The organism is Belnapia sp. (assembly GCF_059504005.1).
Map to the genome: position 1 here is coordinate 67,540 of NZ_JCACHU010000144.1, position 18,623 is coordinate 86,162.

The 18,623-nt window shown below is 70.3% G+C and carries 18 protein-coding genes and 1 tRNA gene; 13 read left to right on the forward strand and 6 right to left on the reverse strand.

The window, feature by feature from the left end; all coding sequences use genetic code 11:
- The first annotated feature begins 19 nt into the window (after positions 1 to 19).
- A complete protein-coding gene (locus AC5JJ1_RS20630; RefSeq protein ID WP_495786991.1) occupies positions 20 to 595 on the forward strand; it encodes a tyrosine phosphatase family protein in 576 nt (191 codons plus the stop codon).
- Positions 596 to 686: 91 nt separating this feature from the next.
- Positions 687 to 908 (forward strand): hypothetical protein, encoded by a 222-nt coding sequence (locus tag AC5JJ1_RS20635; protein WP_495786992.1) that lies wholly within the window; start codon positions 687 to 689, stop codon positions 906 to 908.
- 17 nt (positions 909 to 925) lie between these two features.
- Here AC5JJ1_RS20635 and fzlA read toward each other — a convergent pair whose 3' ends face one another.
- Positions 926 to 1,594 carry an FtsZ-binding protein FzlA gene (fzlA, locus tag AC5JJ1_RS20640; protein ID WP_495786993.1) on the reverse strand — a complete coding sequence of 223 codons (669 nt, stop codon included), beginning with the start codon at positions 1,592 to 1,594 and terminating at the stop codon, positions 926 to 928.
- A 111-nt stretch (positions 1,595 to 1,705) separates the two neighbouring features.
- Here fzlA and AC5JJ1_RS20645 point away from each other — a divergent pair, with 111 nt between their 5' ends.
- Positions 1,706 to 2,383: a hypothetical protein gene (locus tag AC5JJ1_RS20645; protein WP_495786994.1), complete on the forward strand. Its 678-nt coding sequence runs from the start codon at positions 1,706 to 1,708 to the stop codon at positions 2,381 to 2,383.
- 10 nt (positions 2,384 to 2,393) lie between these two features.
- Here the strand turns inward: AC5JJ1_RS20645 and gltB are convergent, their stop codons facing one another.
- From gltB to AC5JJ1_RS20660, 3 genes are all read right to left on the reverse strand, one after another.
- Entirely contained in the window at positions 2,394 to 6,938 is a 4,545-nt protein-coding gene (gene gltB, locus AC5JJ1_RS20650) for a glutamate synthase large subunit (RefSeq protein ID WP_495786995.1), read from the reverse strand.
- Between the two features lie 5 nt (positions 6,939 to 6,943).
- Positions 6,944 to 8,383, reverse strand: coding sequence for an NAD(P)-dependent oxidoreductase (locus AC5JJ1_RS20655; RefSeq protein ID WP_495787008.1), 1,440 nt, complete (start codon positions 8,381 to 8,383; stop codon positions 6,944 to 6,946).
- Positions 8,384 to 8,598: 215 nt separating this feature from the next.
- Positions 8,599 to 9,558 carry a complex I NDUFA9 subunit family protein gene (locus AC5JJ1_RS20660; protein WP_495786996.1) on the reverse strand — a complete coding sequence of 320 codons (960 nt, stop codon included), beginning with the start codon at positions 9,556 to 9,558 and terminating at the stop codon, positions 8,599 to 8,601.
- A 147-nt stretch (positions 9,559 to 9,705) separates the two neighbouring features.
- Here AC5JJ1_RS20660 and AC5JJ1_RS20665 point away from each other — a divergent pair.
- The 7 genes from AC5JJ1_RS20665 (at position 9,706) to hpf (ending at position 15,362) form a co-directional block, all read left to right on the forward strand.
- Positions 9,706 to 9,792: transfer RNA gene (locus tag AC5JJ1_RS20665), tRNA-Leu, on the forward strand.
- Positions 9,793 to 9,932: 140 nt separating this feature from the next.
- A complete protein-coding gene (locus AC5JJ1_RS20670; RefSeq protein ID WP_495787009.1) occupies positions 9,933 to 10,505 on the forward strand; it encodes a ribonuclease D in 573 nt (190 codons plus the stop codon).
- 210 nt (positions 10,506 to 10,715) lie between these two features.
- The gene (gene lptC, locus AC5JJ1_RS20675) at positions 10,716 to 11,381 is read left to right on the forward strand and encodes an LPS export ABC transporter periplasmic protein LptC (protein WP_495786997.1); all 666 of its coding nucleotides are present in this window, start codon (positions 10,716 to 10,718) and stop codon (positions 11,379 to 11,381) included.
- On the forward strand, positions 11,378 to 12,370 hold the full coding sequence (locus AC5JJ1_RS20680) for an LptA/OstA family protein (protein WP_495786998.1): 993 nt from the start codon (positions 11,378 to 11,380) through the stop codon (positions 12,368 to 12,370). The genes lptC and AC5JJ1_RS20680 overlap by 4 nt, the downstream gene beginning before the upstream one ends.
- A complete protein-coding gene (gene lptB, locus AC5JJ1_RS20685; protein WP_495786999.1) occupies positions 12,367 to 13,149 on the forward strand; it encodes an LPS export ABC transporter ATP-binding protein in 783 nt (260 codons plus the stop codon). The genes AC5JJ1_RS20680 and lptB overlap by 4 nt, the downstream gene beginning before the upstream one ends.
- Before the next feature lie 53 nt (positions 13,150 to 13,202).
- Complete coding sequence (rpoN, locus tag AC5JJ1_RS20690) at positions 13,203 to 14,687, forward strand: RNA polymerase factor sigma-54 (protein WP_495787000.1); 1,485 nt, start codon at positions 13,203 to 13,205, stop codon at positions 14,685 to 14,687.
- Positions 14,688 to 14,768: 81 nt separating this feature from the next.
- The gene (gene hpf / locus AC5JJ1_RS20695; protein ID WP_495787001.1) at positions 14,769 to 15,362 is read left to right on the forward strand and encodes a ribosome hibernation-promoting factor, HPF/YfiA family; all 594 of its coding nucleotides are present in this window, start codon (positions 14,769 to 14,771) and stop codon (positions 15,360 to 15,362) included.
- A gap of 43 nt (positions 15,363 to 15,405) precedes the next feature.
- Here the strand turns inward: hpf and AC5JJ1_RS20700 are convergent, their stop codons facing one another.
- A complete protein-coding gene (locus AC5JJ1_RS20700) occupies positions 15,406 to 15,660 on the reverse strand; it encodes a DUF1150 family protein (RefSeq protein ID WP_495787002.1) in 255 nt (84 codons plus the stop codon).
- A gap of 65 nt (positions 15,661 to 15,725) precedes the next feature.
- Positions 15,726 to 16,196, reverse strand: a complete 471-nt coding sequence (locus tag AC5JJ1_RS20705) for an Hsp20 family protein (protein WP_495787010.1) — start codon at positions 16,194 to 16,196, stop codon at positions 15,726 to 15,728.
- A gap of 186 nt (positions 16,197 to 16,382) precedes the next feature.
- On the opposite strand from AC5JJ1_RS20705, the gene def reads away from it, so the two are divergent.
- Genes def through truA form a run of 3 tightly spaced genes read left to right on the forward strand, consistent with a single transcriptional unit; the run spans position 16,383 to position 18,573 of the window.
- Positions 16,383 to 16,910: a peptide deformylase gene (gene def / locus AC5JJ1_RS20710; RefSeq protein WP_495787003.1), complete on the forward strand. Its 528-nt coding sequence runs from the start codon at positions 16,383 to 16,385 to the stop codon at positions 16,908 to 16,910.
- Positions 16,907 to 17,812 carry a methionyl-tRNA formyltransferase gene (gene fmt, locus AC5JJ1_RS20715; protein ID WP_495787004.1) on the forward strand — a complete coding sequence of 302 codons (906 nt, stop codon included), beginning with the start codon at positions 16,907 to 16,909 and terminating at the stop codon, positions 17,810 to 17,812. The genes def and fmt overlap by 4 nt, the downstream gene beginning before the upstream one ends.
- Complete coding sequence (gene truA / locus AC5JJ1_RS20720; RefSeq protein WP_495787005.1) at positions 17,812 to 18,573, forward strand: tRNA pseudouridine(38-40) synthase TruA; 762 nt, start codon at positions 17,812 to 17,814, stop codon at positions 18,571 to 18,573. The genes fmt and truA overlap by 1 nt, the downstream gene beginning before the upstream one ends.
- The last annotated feature ends 50 nt before the right edge of the window (positions 18,574 to 18,623 follow it).

Below are 18,623 nucleotides of genomic sequence, written 5' to 3' on the forward strand. Positions count from 1 at the left end.
GCCGGCGCAGGCTGGGCGGATGAGCAGCCCCCTCCCCTTCCCCATCCATGTCTGCGGCATCGAGGAGCTTGGAGGCCATTGCGCCACCGGCGTCAGCCATGTGCTCTCCATCCTCGACCCGGATCGTGCCGAGCCGGAGGCCTTCGGCAGCTTCGGCGAGCATGCACGGCTGGAGCTGCGCTTCCACGACGTCATCGAGGAGCAGCCCGGCCAAGTGGCGCCGGGCGAGGCGCATGTGGCCGCGATCCTCGATTTCGGCCGCGGCTTGGCGGCGGAGCAGACGGCGCGGCTGCTGGTGCATTGCCATGTCGGGATCTCCCGCTCGACCGCGGCGATGAGCCTGATCCTCGCCCAGGCGCGGCCGGAGCTGACGGCGGCGGAGGTGCTGCACGGCATCCTCGCCATCCGCGAGAAGACCTGGCCCAACCTGCGGATGCTGGAACTCGGCGATGCGATGCTAGGCCGCGGCGGGGTGCTGCCGCGGGCGGCGGCGGCCATCTACCGCCACCAGCTCGCCATCCGCCCGCATCTGGCCGAGGTGATGCGGAATGCCGGGCGCGGGCGGGAGGTCGACGCGGCGGAGGCGCTCGGCTGATCCAACCCCAGGGAGGGCGGATTTCCCTGGTCGCGTCGAAACCAAAACCGTGTCATTTTGATTTCGTACTCACGATGCAGGTATTTGGACGATGGACGATTGGCAGCACCAGATCGGCAGGAACGGGACCCGGGGCGGCGGCAGGGCGCCGGCCCTCCCGGGCTTCACACGGTTGAGCGAGGCGGAGACGCGTGACCTCCACCTCTTCATCGCGCCGGAGCGGCTGGCTAGGTCCCGGCGGATGCTGGCGTCGGGCCTGTTCACCTGGGTGCAGGCCGAAGCCCGGGCTCCGGGCAACGACAACCACGCCTGAGGCGAGCGGTCCGGCCGTCAGAAATCCGGGTCGGCGTAATGCTCGGGCGGGGCGAGGCCGCTGATGCGGTCCGCCAGGAGGCCGCGGAAGCAGGGGCGCGACTTCATCCGGGCATACCAATCGCGCGCCGCCTCGCTCAGCTCCCATTTCACGTCACCGATATAGTCGAGCGAGGAGAGCTGCGCGGCGGCGGCGAAGTCGGCGAGGCTGATCTGCGAGCCGGCCAGCCAGGCGCGGTTCTCGGCCAGGTCGCCGATATACTCCATATGGATCTTCATGTTCTGGTAGCCGGCCCGCATGGCGGCGGCATCCGGATTGCCCCGGCCGAGGAGGCGCTTCAGCTGCTTCTCGTAGAGCAGGTTGCGGGTGACCTCGGTATGGAACTTGTGGTCGAACCAGGCCACCAGCCGCCGCACCTCGGCCCGCTCGCCGAGCGTCCGGCCGTAGAGCGGCATGTCGGGATAGGCTTCGTCCAGATACTCGCAGATGGCGTAGCTGTCGGCGATGACGAAGCCGTTCTCCTCCTGCAGCACGGGGACGGTGCAGGCCGGGTTCAGCGCCAGGAAGTCCGGCCGCCTCTCCCAGATCCGCTCGACGCGGAGCTCGAAGGGAATCCGCTTCTCCGCCAGGGCCAGGCGGACCTTGCGGGAAAAGGGCGAGAGCGGGATGTGATAGAGGGTTCGCACGGCACGGCCTTATGACACCCGCGCCGCGGCAGCGGAAGGCGTTCCGCACCGGCTTCCGGGAGGCGGGGTGGATTCGGTATGATAATGTCCTTGAACGGGAGGACGGGCCATATGCCATTCACGAACACGATCGCCGAACTGGCGGTGTTCCACCGTCTGAGCCGGGCCAGCGGCCGGGTCGCCCCGGAGGATGTCCGCTTCGCCGAGCAGAGCGATATCGGGCCGGAGGATGTGGCGACCTTCCGGGAGGCGACGCGCCGCCTCGGGGTGCTGATCATCATGCGCTGCCCGAAGCGCGGCGCCGTCGCCTTCCACGGCACCGTGCCGCCGAAGCGCTGGGCGGACGGGCATGACAGCGCCGGCAACACGGTGAAGTCGGGCGAGAGCGGCCTCGGCGTCCATCCCGAGCGCGGCAACATCTTCGTCTCGGACTACGACATGATGAGCCTCTGGGCGAGGAAGCCGGAGGGCGGCTACCGCAAGCTCTTCGCCTCCGCCCTGATCTCCGGCGCCGAGCGTGGCAAATGGGACAAGGAGGCGATGGAGGCGGTGCGGGTGCTGAATACCGGGCTGCAGAGCAAGCTGCAGCACGGGGCGCAGGACGACTTCGACCCGCCGCACGGGCACCAGCATCCCGGGGTGAGGCCGGATACCCGCTTCGCCGCCTTCCGGGAGGGCGAGGCGAGCTACCTGGCCGACATGGCAGCCTGCAAGGCCTATTACAGCCAGTGGGGGCTCTACTGGCCCTATAACGGCGAGGGCCAGTTCACCAAGGCGCTGCGGCCCTAGGCGGGGCGGCCTATTCGGCCGCCACGGCCGCCCCCGGGGCGCACTCGTCCCGCATCGGCACCGGCAGGTACTTCGCGTACTCCTTCGGCACGGCGTGCCAGAAGCGGCCGCGCTCCGTTTCCCAGTCGTTCAGCAGCCGGGCGGCGAGGCGGCTGCCCGTCTCCGCCACATGCCGGCCGATGAGTACCTGGAGCTGCGCCTCCCAATGGTTGGAGGCGAGGCGGGACCAGAACAACGTGTCGGGGTTCACGCGGCGCTCGAAGCTCTCCTCGGGGTCGTAGAGGAAGGCCATGCCGCCGGTGAAGCCGGCGCCGAAATTGTCGCCGACGGAGCCGAGGATCACGACCGTGCCGCCGGTCATGTACTCGCAGCCATTGGCCCCGCACCCCTCGACCACCGCTGTCGCCCCGCTGTTGCGGACGGCGAAGCGCTCCCCCGCCTGGCCCGCGGCGAAGAGCTCGCCCGCCGTCGCGCCATAGAGGCAGGTGTTGCCGATGATGGTGTTCTCGCTCCAGACGAGGCTGGAGGAGGGTGCCGGACGCACGACGATGGCGGCGCCGGAGAGGCCCTTGCCGACATAGTCGTTGGCATCGCCCAGCACCTCGAGCTTCAGGCCGCGCACCGCGAAGGCGCCGAGCGACTGCCCGGCCGTGCCGCGCAGCCGCACCGTCAGGTGGCCGCGCTGCAGCCCGGTCATCCCGAATTTCCGCACGATCTTGCTGCTGATCTTGGTGCCGATCGCGCGATGCGTGTTCCGGATGTTGTACTGCAGCTGCATCTTCTCGCCGCGCTCGAAGAGGGAGGCGGCGTCGCGGATCATGTCCGCATCCAGCGTCTCCGGTACCTCGTTGCGGCCTTCCAGCGTGCAATAGCTCGGCAGGCCGCCGGCGTCAGCCTGGACCAGCAGCGGGTTCAGGTCGAGGTCGTCGAGATCCTCCGAGCCGCGGCTGACCTGCTTCAGCAGGTCGCTGCGGCCGATGACATCGGTCAGCTTGCGGAAGCCGAGCGAGGCAAGGATCTCCCGCACCTCCTCCGCCACGAAGGAGAAGAGGTTGATCACCTTCTCCGGGCTGCCGGCGAACTTCTTCCGCAGCGTCTCGTCCTGGGTGCAGACGCCGACCGGGCAGGTGTTGCTGTGGCACTGCCGGACCATGATGCAGCCCATCGCCACCAGCGAGGCGGTGCCGATGCCGAATTCCTCGGCGCCGAGCATGGCGGCGATGACGACGTCGCGCCCGGTCTTGATGCCGCCATCGGTGCGGAGCTTCACCCGGTGCCGCAGCCGGTTGAGCTGGAGGACCTGATGCGTCTCGGAGAGGCCCATCTCCCAGGGCAGGCCGGCATACTTGATGGAGGAGACGGGCGAGGCGCCGGTGCCGCCGGAATGGCCGGAGACCAAGATCGCATCCGCCTTCGCCTTGGCCACACCTGCGGCAATCGTGCCGATGCCGGAGCGGCTGACCAGCTTCACGCAGACCGTCGCCTCGGGGTTGATCTGCTTCAGGTCGTAGATGAGCTGCGCCAGGTCCTCGATCGAGTAGATGTCGTGATGCGGCGGCGGCGAGATCAGCGTCACGCCCGGCGTCGCATGCCGCAGCCTGGCGATGATGCCACTGACCTTGAAGCCGGGCAGCTGGCCGCCCTCGCCGGGCTTCGCGCCCTGCGCCACCTTGATCTCGATTTCGCGACAGTTGTTGAGGTACTCCGCCGTCACGCCGAAGCGGCCGGAGGCGATCTGCTTGATGGCGCTGTTGGCGTTGTCGCCATTGGCGCGCGGGCGGGCCCGCTCCGGGTCCTCGCCGCCCTCGCCGCTGTCGGACTTGGCGCCGATGCGGTTCATGGCGATGGACAGCGTCTCGTGCGCCTCCGGGCTGAGCGCGCCGAGCGAGATGCCGGGGGCGACCAGGCGCTTCCGGATCTCGGTGATGCTCTCCACCTCCTCGAGCGGCACGGCGGCGCGGCCCTCGCTGCGGAAGTCGAGCAGGTCGCGCAGCGCGACCGGCGCCTGGCGGCGCACCGCCTCCGAATAGCGCTTGAACTTGGTGTAGCTGTCGGTCTCCACCGCCTCCTGCAGCGTGTGGATCAGGCCGCCGTCGAAGGCATGGCTCTCGCCGCGGAGGCGCCGCTTGTAGAGGCCGCCGACCGGCAGCGTGATGACATCCGCATCCCAGGCGCGGCGGTGCAGCGCCAGCACGCGCCGGGCGATGCCCTGCAGGCCGATGCCGGAGATGCGGCTCGGCACGCCAGGGAAGAACTCGGCGACGAGCGCGCGCGAGAGACCGATCGCCTCGAAATTCATGCCGCCGCGATAGCTGCTGAGGACCGAGATGCCCATCTTGGACATGATCTTCAACAGGCCCTTGTCCACCGCCTTCTTGTAGTGGGCCACGCAGTCCTCGAGCGAGGCCGAGCCGAAGAGACCGCGGCGGTGCCGGTCGGCGATGCTCTCCTGCGCGAGATAGGCATTCACCGTCGTCGCGCCGGCGCCGATCAGCACGGCGAAGTAGTGGACGTCGACGCATTCGGAGCTGCGGACATTGAGGCTGGTGAAGGTGCGGAGCGAGTGCTTCACCAGATGCGTGTGCACGCCGCCGACGGCAAGGATCATCGGGATCGGCGCACGGCCGGCCGACTGCTTCTCGTCCGTCAGGATCACGTGGGCGCAGCCGGAGCGCACGCCCTCCTCCGCCTCGCGCCGGATGCGGTCGATGGCGCGGCGAAGGCCGGCCGCGCCCTCATCGGCGGCGAAGGTGCAGTCCACCTCGCAGGCGGTCGCACCCATATAGCCGCGCATCGCAACGAACTCGGCATTCGACAGCACGGGGCTGTCCAGCATCAGCATGTCGCATTGCGTCGGGTCCTCGTCGAGGATGTTCCCGAGATTGCCAAGGCGGGTCTTCAGCGTCATCACCCGCGTCTCGCGCAGGCTGTCGATGGGCGGGTTGGTGACCTGGCTGAAGGTCTGGCGGAAATAGTGGTGCAGGCCGCGATACTGACCGGAGAGCACGGCGATCGGCGTGTCGTCGCCCATGGAGCCGACAGCCTCGGCGCTGTCCTCGACCATCGGGTGGAGGATGGTCTCCAGCTCCTCCAGCGTGTAGCCGACGGCGAGCTGGCGGCGGCGCAGCTCCTCCCCCTGGAAGGCAACGGGCTCGCCGGCGCCGGCGCGGACGATGCCGTCGATGCGCGTGGTGCGCTCGGTCCACTTGCCGAAGGGGTGGCGGCCCGAGAGCTCGTCCTTCAGCTCGGCATCGCGGTAGAAGCGGCCGGCCTCGAGGTCGACGCCGATGCACTGGCCGGGGCCGACGCGGCCCTTGGCGACGATCGCGTCCTCGGAAACCTTCACCATCCCCGTCTCGGAGCCGACGATCAGCAGCCCGTCCGCCGTCTGGGTGTAGCGCAGCGGGCGGAGGCCGTTGCGGTCGAGCCCGGCGATGACCCAGCGGCCATCCGTCGCGGCGATGGCGGCCGGGCCGTCCCAGGGCTCCATCACCGCGTTGCAGTAGAGGAAGAACTCGCGATGCGCCTGCGGCATCGTCGCGTTGTTGGTGATGCTCTCCGGGATCAGCATCGACTTCGCCATTGGCGCGTCGCGGCCGCCGCGGACCAGCAGCTCGAAGACGTTGTCGAGCGTCGCCGTGTCGGAGCCGCCGGCCTGCACGACGGGCTTGATGTCCTCGAGATGCGCGTCGAGCAGCGGGTGGGAGAGCCGCGTCTCGTGGCTTTTCATCCAATTGGCGTTGCCGTGCAGCGTGTTGATCTCGCCGTTATGGGCGAGGGTGCGGAAGGGCTGGGCCAGCTTCCAGGTCGGGAAGGTGTTGGTCGAGTAGCGCTGGTGGTAGATGGCGAAGCGCGAGACGAAGCGCGGATCGGTGAGGTCCGGGTAGAATTCCGTCAGGTGCTCGGCGAGGAACATCCCCTTGTAGATCAGCGAGCGACAGGACAGGGAGCAGAGGTAGAGCTCGGAAATCTGCGCGGCGATGGCCTGCTTCTCGATCCGGCGGCGGATGACGTAGAGGTCGCGCTCGCAGGTCGCCTCGTCGCGCAGTTCCGGATCGTGGATCAGGATCTGCTCGATCTCGGGCCGCGTCGCATTGGCCTTCTCGCCGATGCAGCCGACGCCGATCGGCACCTGGCGCCAGGAATAGATGGCGTAGCCGGCCGAGAGGATCTCCGTCTCGACGATCTGGCGGCAGCGCTCCTGCGCGCTGAGGTCGCTCTTCGGCAGGAAGACCATGCCGACGGCGATGCGGCCCGGGCGCAGCCGGTCGCCGCCGCGCTGCACCACCTCGGCGAAGAAGTCCTGCGGGATCTCGATATGGATGCCCGCTCCGTCGCCGGTCTTGCCATCGGCATCGACGGCGCCGCGGTGCCAGACCGCCTTCAGCGCGTCGATGCCGGCCTGCACGACCTTGCGGGAGGGCTTGCCGTCGAGAGCTGCGACGAGGCCGACGCCGCAGGCGTCATGCTCGGTGGTGTCGACATGCGCCTCGTCGCGGAGGCGGGCGGCGCTCGCCTGATAGGCGCGGGCGAATTCGGATCCGGTCTCGGTCATCGCTCTCACTCCGCGGCGGTGGCGAGGGCGCTCGCCTTCTGCGTGACATAGGCCTCGATCTGATCCGCGGCGTCGCGCCCGTCGCGAATCGCCCAAACAACGAGCGAGGCGCCGCGGACGATGTCGCCGCCGGCGAAGACGCCGGGCAGCGCCGTCATCATCGTGCGGTGGTCGACCCTCAGTGTCCCCCAGCGGGTGACGGCGAGCGCCGGCTCGTTGAACATCGCCGGCAGGTCCTCGGCATCGAAGCCGAGCGCCTTGATGGCGAGGTCGCAGGGAATGGCGAACTCGCTGCCGGGGATGGCGGCCACCTGCTGCCGGCCGGTCGCATCCGGCAGGCCGAGATGCATGCGCACAGCGCGCACCGCCTCCACCTTGCCCGCGCCGATGAAGGCGTCGGGGGCGGCGAGCCAGGTGAACTCCACGCCCTCCTCCTCGGCATTCTTCACCTCGCGCATGGAACCCGGCATGTTCGCCTTGTCGCGGCGGTAGAGGCAGGTGACGGCCGTGGCGCCCTGGCGGATGGCGGTGCGGACGCAATCCATCGCCGTGTCGCCGCCGCCCAGCACGACCACGCGCTTGCCCCTGGCATTCAGCGCGCCGGAGGCGAATGCGGGGACCTCGTCGCCCAGGTTGTCGCGGTTCGAGGCGGTCAGGTAGTCGAGCGCAGGGATGATCCCGGGGAGGTCGCTGCCGGGCACCTCGATGTCGCGCGCCTTGTAGACGCCTGTCGCGATGAAGACGGCGTCGTGCTTCGCCCGCAGCTCGTCGATGGTGATATCGGTGCCGACGGCGCAGTTCAGGTGGAAGTGGATGCCGCCCGCCTCGAAGAGCTTCCAGCGGCGCAGCACCACCTCCTTCTCCAGCTTGAAATTGGGGATGCCGTAGATCATCAGCCCGCCGACGCGGTCGTAGCGGTCATAGACATGGACCTGCCAGCCGCGGCTGCGCAGCCGCTCGGCGGTGGCCAGGCCGGCGGGCCCTGCGCCGATGATGCCGATGCTGTGCAGCTTCTCCTGGCGTGGAATCGGCGGCTTCACCCAGCCATTCGCCCAGGCGGTGTCGTTGATGTACTTCTCGACAGCGCCGATGGTGACGCTCTCGAAACCCTTCTCGATGACACAATTGCCCTCGCAGAGCCGGTCCTGCGGGCAGATGCGGCCGCAGATCTCGGGGAAGGTGTTGGTCGCCGAATTGACCTCATGCGCCTCCTCCAGCCGCCCCTCCGCCGTCAGCTTCAGCCAGTCGGGGATGTTCTGGTTCAGCGGGCAGTGGATGGAGCAGAAGGGCACGCCGCACTGGCTGCAGCGGCTGGCCTGGGCGGAGGCGGCCTCGGCGGCGAATTCCCGGTAGATCTCGCCGAAATCGGAGCGACGGGAGGCGATGTCGCGCTTTTCCGGTTGCGCCTGGGAAAGGCGCACGAATTGCAGCATCCGTTCGGCCATGGCGGCGTCCCCGCTTTCTCGATCAAGGGCGATGCGGGCGCGCAGCGCCGCAGCCGCCCCGGCTGATGACATGCGCAGCATTACGGCGCCGCGAGGCGTGACGCGAGTCCTTTTTCGCCGAAAGGTCAGCAGAACCGACCCTATTTCCGGACAGTGGGGCCGGACGGAAAGTTTGGGAAACTCTCCCGCAGACCAGAGGGACCGATTCGGCCCTTTCAGCCCGCGGCCAGCGGCCTGCGCCCGCCCCCGGTACGGAAGCGCCTGAGATAGCCCGGCACCACCGCCTCCACCGATTTGGGGGTGATGCCGAGATCGGCGAGGCCCGGCGCTCCGGGCGAGGCGACATTGTCCCGCTGCAGCATGAGCAGCTGATCCTCGGTCAGCGGCGGGTTGGGCAGGTAGCGGCCGAGGGCGACCTGCAGTTTCACCAGCCCCTCCGGCAGGTCGACCAGCGGGCGCCTGTGGCCGGTGGTGTCGAGGATGAAGCGCAGCAGCTCGCGGAAGGAGAGCACGCGCGGCCCGGCCAGCTCATAGGTCTTGCCGAGCGCCTCCTCGCGGTCGGCGGCGGCGATCACCGCATCCGCCACGTCGCCGACATAGACCGGCTGGAAGCGGGTCTTGCCGGAGACCACCGGCATCACCGGCAGCATCCGGGCGAGGCCGGCGAAGCGGTTGAAGAACTGGTCTTCCGGCCCGAAGACGATGGAGGGGCGGAGGATCGTAGCCTGCGGGAAGGCGGCGCGGACGGCCGCCTCGCCCTCCGCCTTGCTGCGGCCGTAGCGGCTCGGGCTCTCGGCATCGGCGCCGATCGCCGAGACATGGACCAGCCGCTCCACCCCGCCTTCCGCCGCCAGCCGCGCGACCCGTCCCGCGCCCTCGGCCTGGACGCGCTGGAAGTCGCCCGCCGCCCGCTCCGCCAAGATGCCGACGAGATTGACCACGAGGTTCGCCCCGGCGATGGCGCGGGCGAGCTGGCCTTCGTCGCCGAGATTGGCGGCCAGCGGCACGATCTGCCCCACCATCCCCTGCGTCTGCAGGAAGCGCGCCCGCGCCGGGTCGCGCCCGGCGACACGCACCACCCAGCCGCGCGTTGCCAGCCGCTGCACCACGTAGCGGCCGATGAAGCCGGCTCCGCCGAAGACGGTGGCGACCTGACGGATAGTGGTCTGGCGCATGCGGGGCTACTCCAAGCTGAAGGCGGGCGGACCATAGGTCTGGCGGGGTGCAACGCCAAGCAGGGCCGCAAAGCCGCTTGACGCCGGACGCATGGCCTTCTATCTGCGCGCTCCCGGCGGAATGTCACCGCCGGCTCCGCAGCCTGTGCCCAGGTGGTGGAATTGGTAGACGCGCTGGCTTCAGGTGCCAGTGACCGCAAGGTCGTGAAGGTTCGAGTCCTTTCCTGGGCACCATCCCCCGCTTCGGGGACCGCGCATTGGGCACGACCCTCTTCTCCCCCCAGCCGGCCGGCCGCGGCAACGCTGCCGCCAGGAGCCCCGCCGTGATCCGCCTGCATCGCCATGACCTGCCCGACGGGCTCGATTTCGGCAGCATGGTCGCGATCGATACGGAGACGATGGGGCTCAACCCGCACCGCGACCGGCTTTGCCTAGTGCAGCTCTCCGCCGGCGACGGCAATGCGGAGCTGGTGCAGATCATCCCCGAGCGCCTGGGCGGCCGCGGCGCCGATTGCCCGAACCTGAAGCGGCTGCTCGAGGACCCGGCGGTCACCAAGCTCTTCCACTTCGCCCGCTTCGACTGCGCGGCGCTGCACCAGCATCTCGGCGTCACCGTCGCGCCGGTGGTCTGCACCAAGGTCGCCGCCAAGCTGGTCCGCACCTTCACCGACCGGCACGGGCTGAAGGATCTCTGCAAGGAGCTGCTCGGGGTCGAGATCTCGAAGCAGCAGCAGAGCTCGGACTGGGGCGCGCCGGAGCTCTCGCCGGAGCAGCTGGCCTATGCCGCCTCGGACGTGCTGCACCTGCATGCGCTCTGGGGGAAGCTCGAGGGGCTGCTGCGGCGCGAGGGGCGGCTGGAGCTGGCCGAGGCCTGCTTCCGCTTCCTGCCGGCGCGGGGCGCACTCGACCTGCTCGGCTATGCCGATCCCGATATTCTCGCGCATTGATGGTCGGCCGCCCCTGCAACAATTAACCACTTGTCAAGGCCAAACCGGGTTTCTGGCACGATTCTTGTCCGACGCCGCCTGATGCGTTGACCCTTGGGGCATGGCAGCCCATAGATGGGGTGTGCAGATGCGAAGAGCCATTTCCCGGCCTCGCCCGTCCGGGCGCCAGGCGGGACCGTGAAGCCGGACCGGCCCTCCCCGGCTCGGACCATGGCCGTTCGCGCGCCGTCACCCGCCGACCATGCCATGCTCCCGCTCTCGCGCGAGCGCCGCGGCTTCAGCCAGGGGCAGATGGCGCGTCGGCGCTTCTTCGTCCGCTGGAGCAAGCGGCTGCTGCCGGCCTTCGCCCTCGCGCTGCTCGGCCTGGTGGTGTTCTGGCCGGAGATTGAGGGCAATGAGGACCGCTCCCGCGTCAGCTTCCGTCGCATGATGATGCCGCGGGCGGAGGGGCTGCGGGTCGTCAATCCGCGCTACCAGGGGGTCGACGAGCTGAACCGGCCCTTCACCGTCACCGCCCGCACCGGCCAGCAGCCGGGGGCGGAGCAGGTGCTCGACCTTGAGGAGCCGCGGGCGGACATCCTCCTCTCCGACGGCGCCTGGGTCTACCTGCAAGCGCATAGCGGGCGGTTCGACCGCGCCGCCAACCATCTCGACCTCAAGGGCGAGGTGACGATCTACCACGACAGCGGCATGATGATGCTGACCGAGACGGCCGCGGTTGAGACCGAGGCGGGCACCGCCAGCGGCGACGACCCGGTGGCCGCCCAGGGCAGTTTCGGCACCATCACCTCGGACGGCTTCCGCATCTGGGAGGGCGGCGCCGTCGTCGTCTTCACCGGCCAGGCCCATGCGGTGCTGGAGGGCGGCCGGCCATGAGGCGCTGGCTGCTCGCCGCCCTGCTCGTGCTGCCGATGGCGGCGGGGGCCCAGGGCATCGACCTCTCCCAGGGCGGGCCGGTGGATGTCACCGCCTCCGACGGCATCGAGTGGCGCCAGGCGGAGCAGGTGGTCATCGCCCGCGGCAATGCCCGCGCCCTCCGCGGCAACGTCACCGTCTATGCCGACCGGCTGCTGGCCCGCTACCGGCCCCAGGCACGGCCGGGCGAGGCGCAGTCCCGCGCGGTGCAGCCCGCCGCAGCGGCCGGCAGCCCGGACCAGGCGCTCGGCGGCGCCAATGAGATCTGGCGGCTCGAGGCGGAGGGCAATGTCCGCATCGTCACCGAGACCGACACCGCCCGCGGCGACCGCGCCGTCTATGACATTGACCAGGCGGTGCTGGTGCTGACCGGCCGCGGCGACCTTTCGCTCACCACGCCGAGCCAGATCATCACCGCCAAGGACAGCCTGGAATACTGGTCGGCGCGGAAGATGGCCGTCGCCCGCGGCAATGCCGTGGTGGTGGACAATGCCGAGGGCGGACGGCGGATCGCCGGCGACACCCTCGTCTCCTACATGCTGGACGGGCCGGGGCAGGCCAATGCCGCGCCCGCGCTTCCCCCCGTGGCGGCCAAGCCGGGCGAGAGGCCGGTGCCCGGCCAGGGCAAGGTCGACCGCGTCGAGGCCTTCGGCAATGTCGAGATCCGCACCGCGACCGATGTCGTCCGCGGCGACCGCGGCGTCTACAGCGCCGCAACGGGCATGGCGCGGCTGCTCGGCAATGTGCGGATCACCCGCGTCGACAACCAGATCAACGGGCAGGAGGCGATCGTGAACCTCCGCACCAATGTGGCGCGGCTGGTCTCGGCGCCGGGCGCCCGGGTGCAGGGGCTGATCATGCCGAACCAGGACGCGGAGAAGCCCGGCGACCAGGCCCCCAGCCGCGGCGCCTCGCCCCAACCCGCAACGCCGGAGCGCCGCAGCCGATGAACCAGACGACGCTTCCCGCCGAGGCCCGCACGCCGGCGCTCCGCGCCATCGAGGGCGAGGGCGGGCTGGTGGCGACCGGCCTCGGCAAGCGCTACCGCAAGCGCCCCGTCGTGCGGAATGTCTCGATCAACCTGAAGCGCGGCGAGGCGGTCGGGCTGCTCGGGCCGAACGGCGCCGGCAAGACGACGACCTTCTACATGATCACCGGCCTGGTGCAGCCGGATGACGGCAAGGTCGTCATGGACGGCCACGACGTGACGATGCTGCCGATGTATCGCCGCGCGCGCCTCGGCCTCGGCTACCTGCCGCAGGAGGCATCGATCTTCCGCGGCCTCTCGGTCGAGGACAATATCCGCGCCGCGCTCGAGGTGGTGGAGCCGGTGCGCGACCGGCGCGAGCAGATGCTCGATGCGCTGCTCGCCGAATTCGGCATCGCCCATCTGCGCCGGGCGCCGGCGCTGGCGCTCTCGGGCGGCGAGCGGCGGCGCTGCGAGATCGCCCGGGCCCTGGCGACGCACCCCGCCTACATCCTGCTCGACGAGCCGCTGGCCGGCATCGACCCCATCGCGGTCGGCGAGATCCGCGACCTGGTGAAACACCTGAAGAACCGCGGCATCGGCGTGCTCATCACCGACCACAATGTGCGCGAGACGCTGGAGATCATCGACCGGGCCTACATCCTCCACGACGGCCAGGTGCTGATGGAGGGGCTGCCGCACGACATCGTCGCGCATGAGGGCGTGCGGCGGGTCTATCTCGGCGAAAGGTTCAGCCTCTAGTTCATGCGGCACGGCATCGCCTTGCCCCCTTCGGCCGGAGGGAGCGCCTGACCATGTCGCTGGCGCCGCGCCTCGACCTGCGACAGTCGCAATCGCTGGTGATGACGCCGCAGCTGCGGCAGGCCATCAAGCTGCTGCAATCCTCCAACCTCGAGGTATCCGCCTTCGTCGAGGAGGAGCTGGAGCGCAACCCGCTGCTGGAGCGGGACGAGCGGACGCCCTCCGGCCCCGATTCCGGCCACCGGGTCGACACCTCCCCCGCAGTGGCCGAGGGCTCCGACAGCCACGCCGCCGCCGTCTCCGACACGCTGCCGAGCGAGGCCGCCGGGCCGCTCGATGCCGAATGGGACAATGTCTATGACGCGGGCGGCGGCTATGAATCGCCCTATGGCCGCGGCGGCCGGGCGGATTTCGGCGAGGACCTCTCCGGCATCGAGGACCTGGCTGCCGGCGCGCGGAGCCTCCGCGAGCATCTCGGGGAGCAGGTCCGCATCGCCTTCCACTCCCCGCGGGAGCGGCTGATCGCCGCCCAGCTCCTCGCCCTGGTCGACCCCGCCGGGCGGCTGGCGGTGGAGGATGCGCAGATCGCCGCCGCCCTCGGCTGCGGGGAGGCGGAGGTCGCCGCCGTCCGCGCCCGGATGCAGCGCTTCGACCCGGCCGGCATGTTCTGCCGCAACCTGGCCGAGTGCCTCGCCGTGCAGCTCGCCGAGCGGAATCGGCTGGACCCAGCCATGCAGGCGCTGCTCGACCACCTGGACCTGGTTGCCCGGCGCGACCGCGTGGCGCTGATGGCCATCTGCGGGGTGGATTCCGAAGATCTGGCGGATATGCTGATGGAGCTGAAGCGGCTCGACCCGAAGCCGGGCGCCAGCTTCGACGCCGCCCCCGCCCCTGCCCTCGTCCCCGATGTGCTGATGCGCCGCGCCCCGGATGACGGCTGGCTGCTTGAGCTCAACCCGGAGACCCTGCCGCGGGTGCTGGTCAACCGCGGCTTCCATGCCCGCTGCCAGGTCGGCGCCCGCAACAAGGAGGAGAAGGCCTTCCTCGCCGAGCGGCTGCAGAGCGCAAACTGGCTGCTGAAGAGCCTGGAGCAGCGGGCCAACACCATCCTCAAGGTGGCGAGCGAGATCGTCCGCCGGCAGGACGGCTTCTTCCGCCACGGCGTCGAGTATCTCCGCCCGCTGATCCTGCGCGACGTGGCGGAGGAGGTGCAGATGCACGAGAGCACCGTCTCCCGCGTCACCGCCAACAAGTACATCGCCACGCCCCGCGGCACCTTCGAGCTGAAATACTTCTTCACCACCGCCATCGCCGGAACCATGGGCGGCGAGAGCCACAGCGCCGAGGCGGTGCGGCACCGCATCCGCGCCATGATCGAGGCGGAGGACCCGGAGGCGATCCTCTCGGACGATGCCATCGTGGAACGGCTGCGCCAGGAAGGCGTGGACATCGCCCGTCGGACCGTGGCCAAATACCGTGAGGCGTTGCGCATCCCATCATCCGTGCAACGTAAGCGGGAGAAGGCCGTCCCGGCCTGATCCTGCCGCGGGGCGCATCCCGTGCCCCCGGCCCTTCTGCCGGGCAGCCCCTCCCAACCGAAGGGAAGGAGGTTTGTCCACATGCACATCACCGTCGCAGGCAAGCAGGTCGAGACCGGGGAGGCGCTGAAGGCGCATGTCCGGGAGGGGCTGGCGGTCATTGCCCGCAAGTATTTCGACCATGCGCTGGAGGCGAACGTCACCTTCCGCCGCGACGCCAAGGGCCGGATGGGGGCCTTCTTCGCCTGCGACATCAACCTGAAGGCCGGCCGCAACCTGTTCATGCGCGGCGAGGGCGAGGGGGTGGATGCCCACAAGGCCTTCGAGGTCGCTGCCGAGCATGTGGCCAAGCGCCTCCGCCGCTACCGCCGACGGGTGAACGACCATGCCCGCAGCCTGGCCGAGGACCGGCCGGTCGAGGCGGCGACGCAATACGTGCTGCAGGCCGAGCCGGAGGAAGCGGAGGAAGAGGCGGAGCCGAAGGGAGAGCACAGCCCGATCATCGCCGAGCAGCCCACCGACATCGCCCGGCTGAGCGTGAGCGAGGCGGTGATGCGGCTCGACCTCACCCAGGCGCCGGTGCTGATGTTCCGCAACAGCGGCTCCGGCGCGCTGGCCGTGGTCTATCGCCGGCCGGATGGCTGCGTCGGCTGGATCGACGCTCAGGCTGTCTGAAGGAGACGGCGCCCCGGGCCGCCTGGCCCGAGGCTGCCCCTGCTCAGTGGACCCGGACGGCAGCCAGCTCGTGCTGCTCGATGGCGGCGATTGCGAGCTCCGCGGTCGGCGCGGCGCCGATCGGGGTGCCGTCGGCGGCATGGATCGACATGGCCTTCACGCCATTCACCACGACCGGGCGGATATAGGCGATTTCCTGCACGCCGAAGCTCGCCCAGTCCTGCACGGACAGCTGGCGGAGGGCGAGGGCAGCCTGGTTCGCATCGCCCGGGCCGTTGGAAAACTGATCGTTCTTCATCGCACTCTCTCCTTTCGGCATGGCCCCATCCGGGCATCCATGCGCAACGGCGCCCGTGCCGGGGCTCAGCCCCGGCTGGCACGCCCCTCGACAACAGGCAGCGATGCCCCATTGACCGTTCGTGTCTCAACGCTGCGGGAGCCCGGCCCGTTCGGCGCACTTCCCTGCGAAGCGCCATCGCGGCCCCCGCCGCCGTTGATCTGGATGGTCCGCACCCGCACCTCCGGCTGCGGCCGCTGCAGGTCGACATGCAGCAGGCCGTTGTCGAGCCAGGCGCCCTCCACCTCGATCCCCTCGGCCAGGACGAAGGCACGCTGGAACTGCCGGGCGGCGATGCCGCGGTGGAGGAAGATCCGCCCCTCCGAATCGTCGCGCTGCCGGCCGCGGATGACGAGCTGGTTGTCCTCCTGCGTGATCTGCAGGTCCTCCATCGCGAAGCCCGCGACGGCGAGGGTGATCCGCAGCCGGTTCTCGGCGGTCTGCTCGATGTTGTAGGGCGGGTAACCGTCGGCATTCTTGGCGACGCGGTCGAGCATCTGCTCGAGATGGTCGAAGCCGAGGAAGAGCGGCGAGCCGAAAACCGATGGACGCGACAAGAGCAGAGCCTCCTCATGCGGAGCGGGGCGGGCGGCCGGGCCCGAAGCACCCGGCTGCGTCATGGATTTTGTCAATGGCCGGGCCGGTTGCAAGGGGGGGTCACGGAGGCTACATCGCCCCCTCCCATGACCACCGACCCTCTCCTGCCGATCCTGCTCGTCCCCGACCCGCGGCTGCGCACCAAGGCGCGCCCGGTCGGCGCGGGCGATGCCGAGACCGTCCGGGCGCTGGCGCCGCGGATGCTGGAGGCGATGTACAAGGCGCCCGGCATCGGCCTCGCCGCCCCACAGGTGGGGGAGCTGCTGCGGCTGATCGTCGTCGACCTCCAGCCGGAGGAGAAGCCGGCGCCGATCGTGCTGGTGAACCCGGAGATCGTGGCCGCCAGCACCGAGCTCTCGACGCGGGAGGAGGGCTGCCTCTCCCTTCCGGGCCAGTACGCCGAGGTGACGCGGCCGGCGCGGGTGAAGCTGCGCTACCTCGACCTCGACGGGGCGCGGCGCGAGATCGAGGCAGAGGGGCTGTTGGCCACCTGCCTGCAGCATGAGGTCGACCACCTGAACGGCGTGCTTTTCGTCGATCACCTCTCCGCGCTGAAGCGGAACATGCTGCTGCGCAAGCTGGCGAAGGACCTGAAGGCGCGGGGGCGGGAGTGAGGCTCGCCTTCATGGGCAGCCCGGACTTCGCCGTGCCGGCGCTCCGGGCCCTGCACGGGGCGGGGCACGAGATCGCGGCCGTCTACTGCCAGCCGCCCCGCCCCGCCGGGCGCGGGCAGAAGGAGCAGCCCTGCCCGGTGCACCGGGCGGCGCTGGAGCTCGGACTGGCGGTTCGGACGCCGGCGCGGCTCAGGAAGGACGCGGCGGAGCATGCCGCCTTCGCCGCGCTCAGGCTCGATGCGGCGGTGGTCGCGGCCTACGGGCTGATTCTGCCGAAGCCGATGCTGGAGGCGCCGCGGCGCGGCTGCCTCAACATCCACGCCTCGCTGCTGCCGCGCTGGCGGGGCGCCGCCCCGATCCAGGCGGCGATCCTCGCCGGCGATGCCGAGAGCGGCGTCACCATCATGCAGATGGAGGAAGGGCTGGATACCGGCCCCATGCTGCTGAAGGGCACGGTGCCGCTCGGCCCGCGCAGCACGACGCCCGAGTTGCATGACGCGCTGGCGGCCATGGGCGCGCGGCTGGTGCTGGAGGTGCTCGATCGCGCCCCGCCCGCCATTCCGCAGCCCGAGGCGGGCGCGACCTATGCGCCGAAGCTCAGCAAGGCGGATGCGCCGCTCGACTGGACGCTGCCGGCCGCGGCGCTGGACCGGCGGGTGAGAGCCCTGAATCCCTGGCCGGGCACGGCCTTCACCCATCAGGGCGAGGCGATCCGCGTGCTGGCAGCCGAACCCGCGGAGGGTGCCGGCCCACCCGGCACGGTGCTGGACGAGGCTCCGCTCATCGCCTGCGGCGAGGGCGCGCTGCGGCTGCTGCGCCTGCAGCGGCCCGGACGCGCGCCGCTGCCGGCCGGGGAGTTCCTCCGCGGCTTCCCGCTGGCGCCGGGCACGGTGCTGGGGTAGTGCCGCTCTACGCGCTGACGCTCGAATATGACGGCAGTCCCTTTGTCGGCTGGCAGCGCCAGGGCAGCGGCCTTTCCGTCCAGCAGGTGTTGGAGGAGGCGGGCGCGGTGCTCGACGGCGGCGCCACGCCGCTCGCCATCGCCGCCGGGCGGACCGATGCCGGCGTCCATGCCGAGGGCCAGGTGGCTCAGCTCGCCCTCGCGCGGGCCTTGGCGCCGGAGCGGCTGCGCGAGGCGCTCAACTTCCACATGAAGCCGCACCCGCTGGTGGTGGTGCGGGCCGCGCTGGCGCCGGATGGCTGGAATGCCCGCTTCTCCGCGACCAGGCGGGGCTACCGCTACCGCATCCTCAACCGCCGCGCCCGGCCGGCGCTGGAGGCGGGGCAGGTCTGGCATGTGCCGGTGCCGCTCGACGCCGCGGCGATGCATGCGGCGGCGCAGGGGCTACTCGGTCGGCACGACTTCTCCGCCTATCGCGCGGCCGCCTGCCAGGCGAAGACCCCGGTGCGGACGCTGGAGCGGCTGGACGTGATGCGCCAGGGCGAGGAGGTGGTGATCCTCGCCGAGGCCCGCAGCTTCCTGCACCACCAGATCCGCAACCTGGCGGGGACCTTGCTGGAGGTGGGCCTCGGCAAGCGCGGGGTGGAGTGGCCGCGCCGCGTGCTGGAGGGCCGCGACCGCGCCCGGGCCGGACAGACGGCGCCGCCGGAGGGGCTGACCTTCCTGTTCGTCCGCTATGCCGAGGAGATCAGCTGGGTCTAGCAGCCTGTCGGGTTTGGGTTTGCTGGCGACGGGTCCGTTGGATTGTGGAT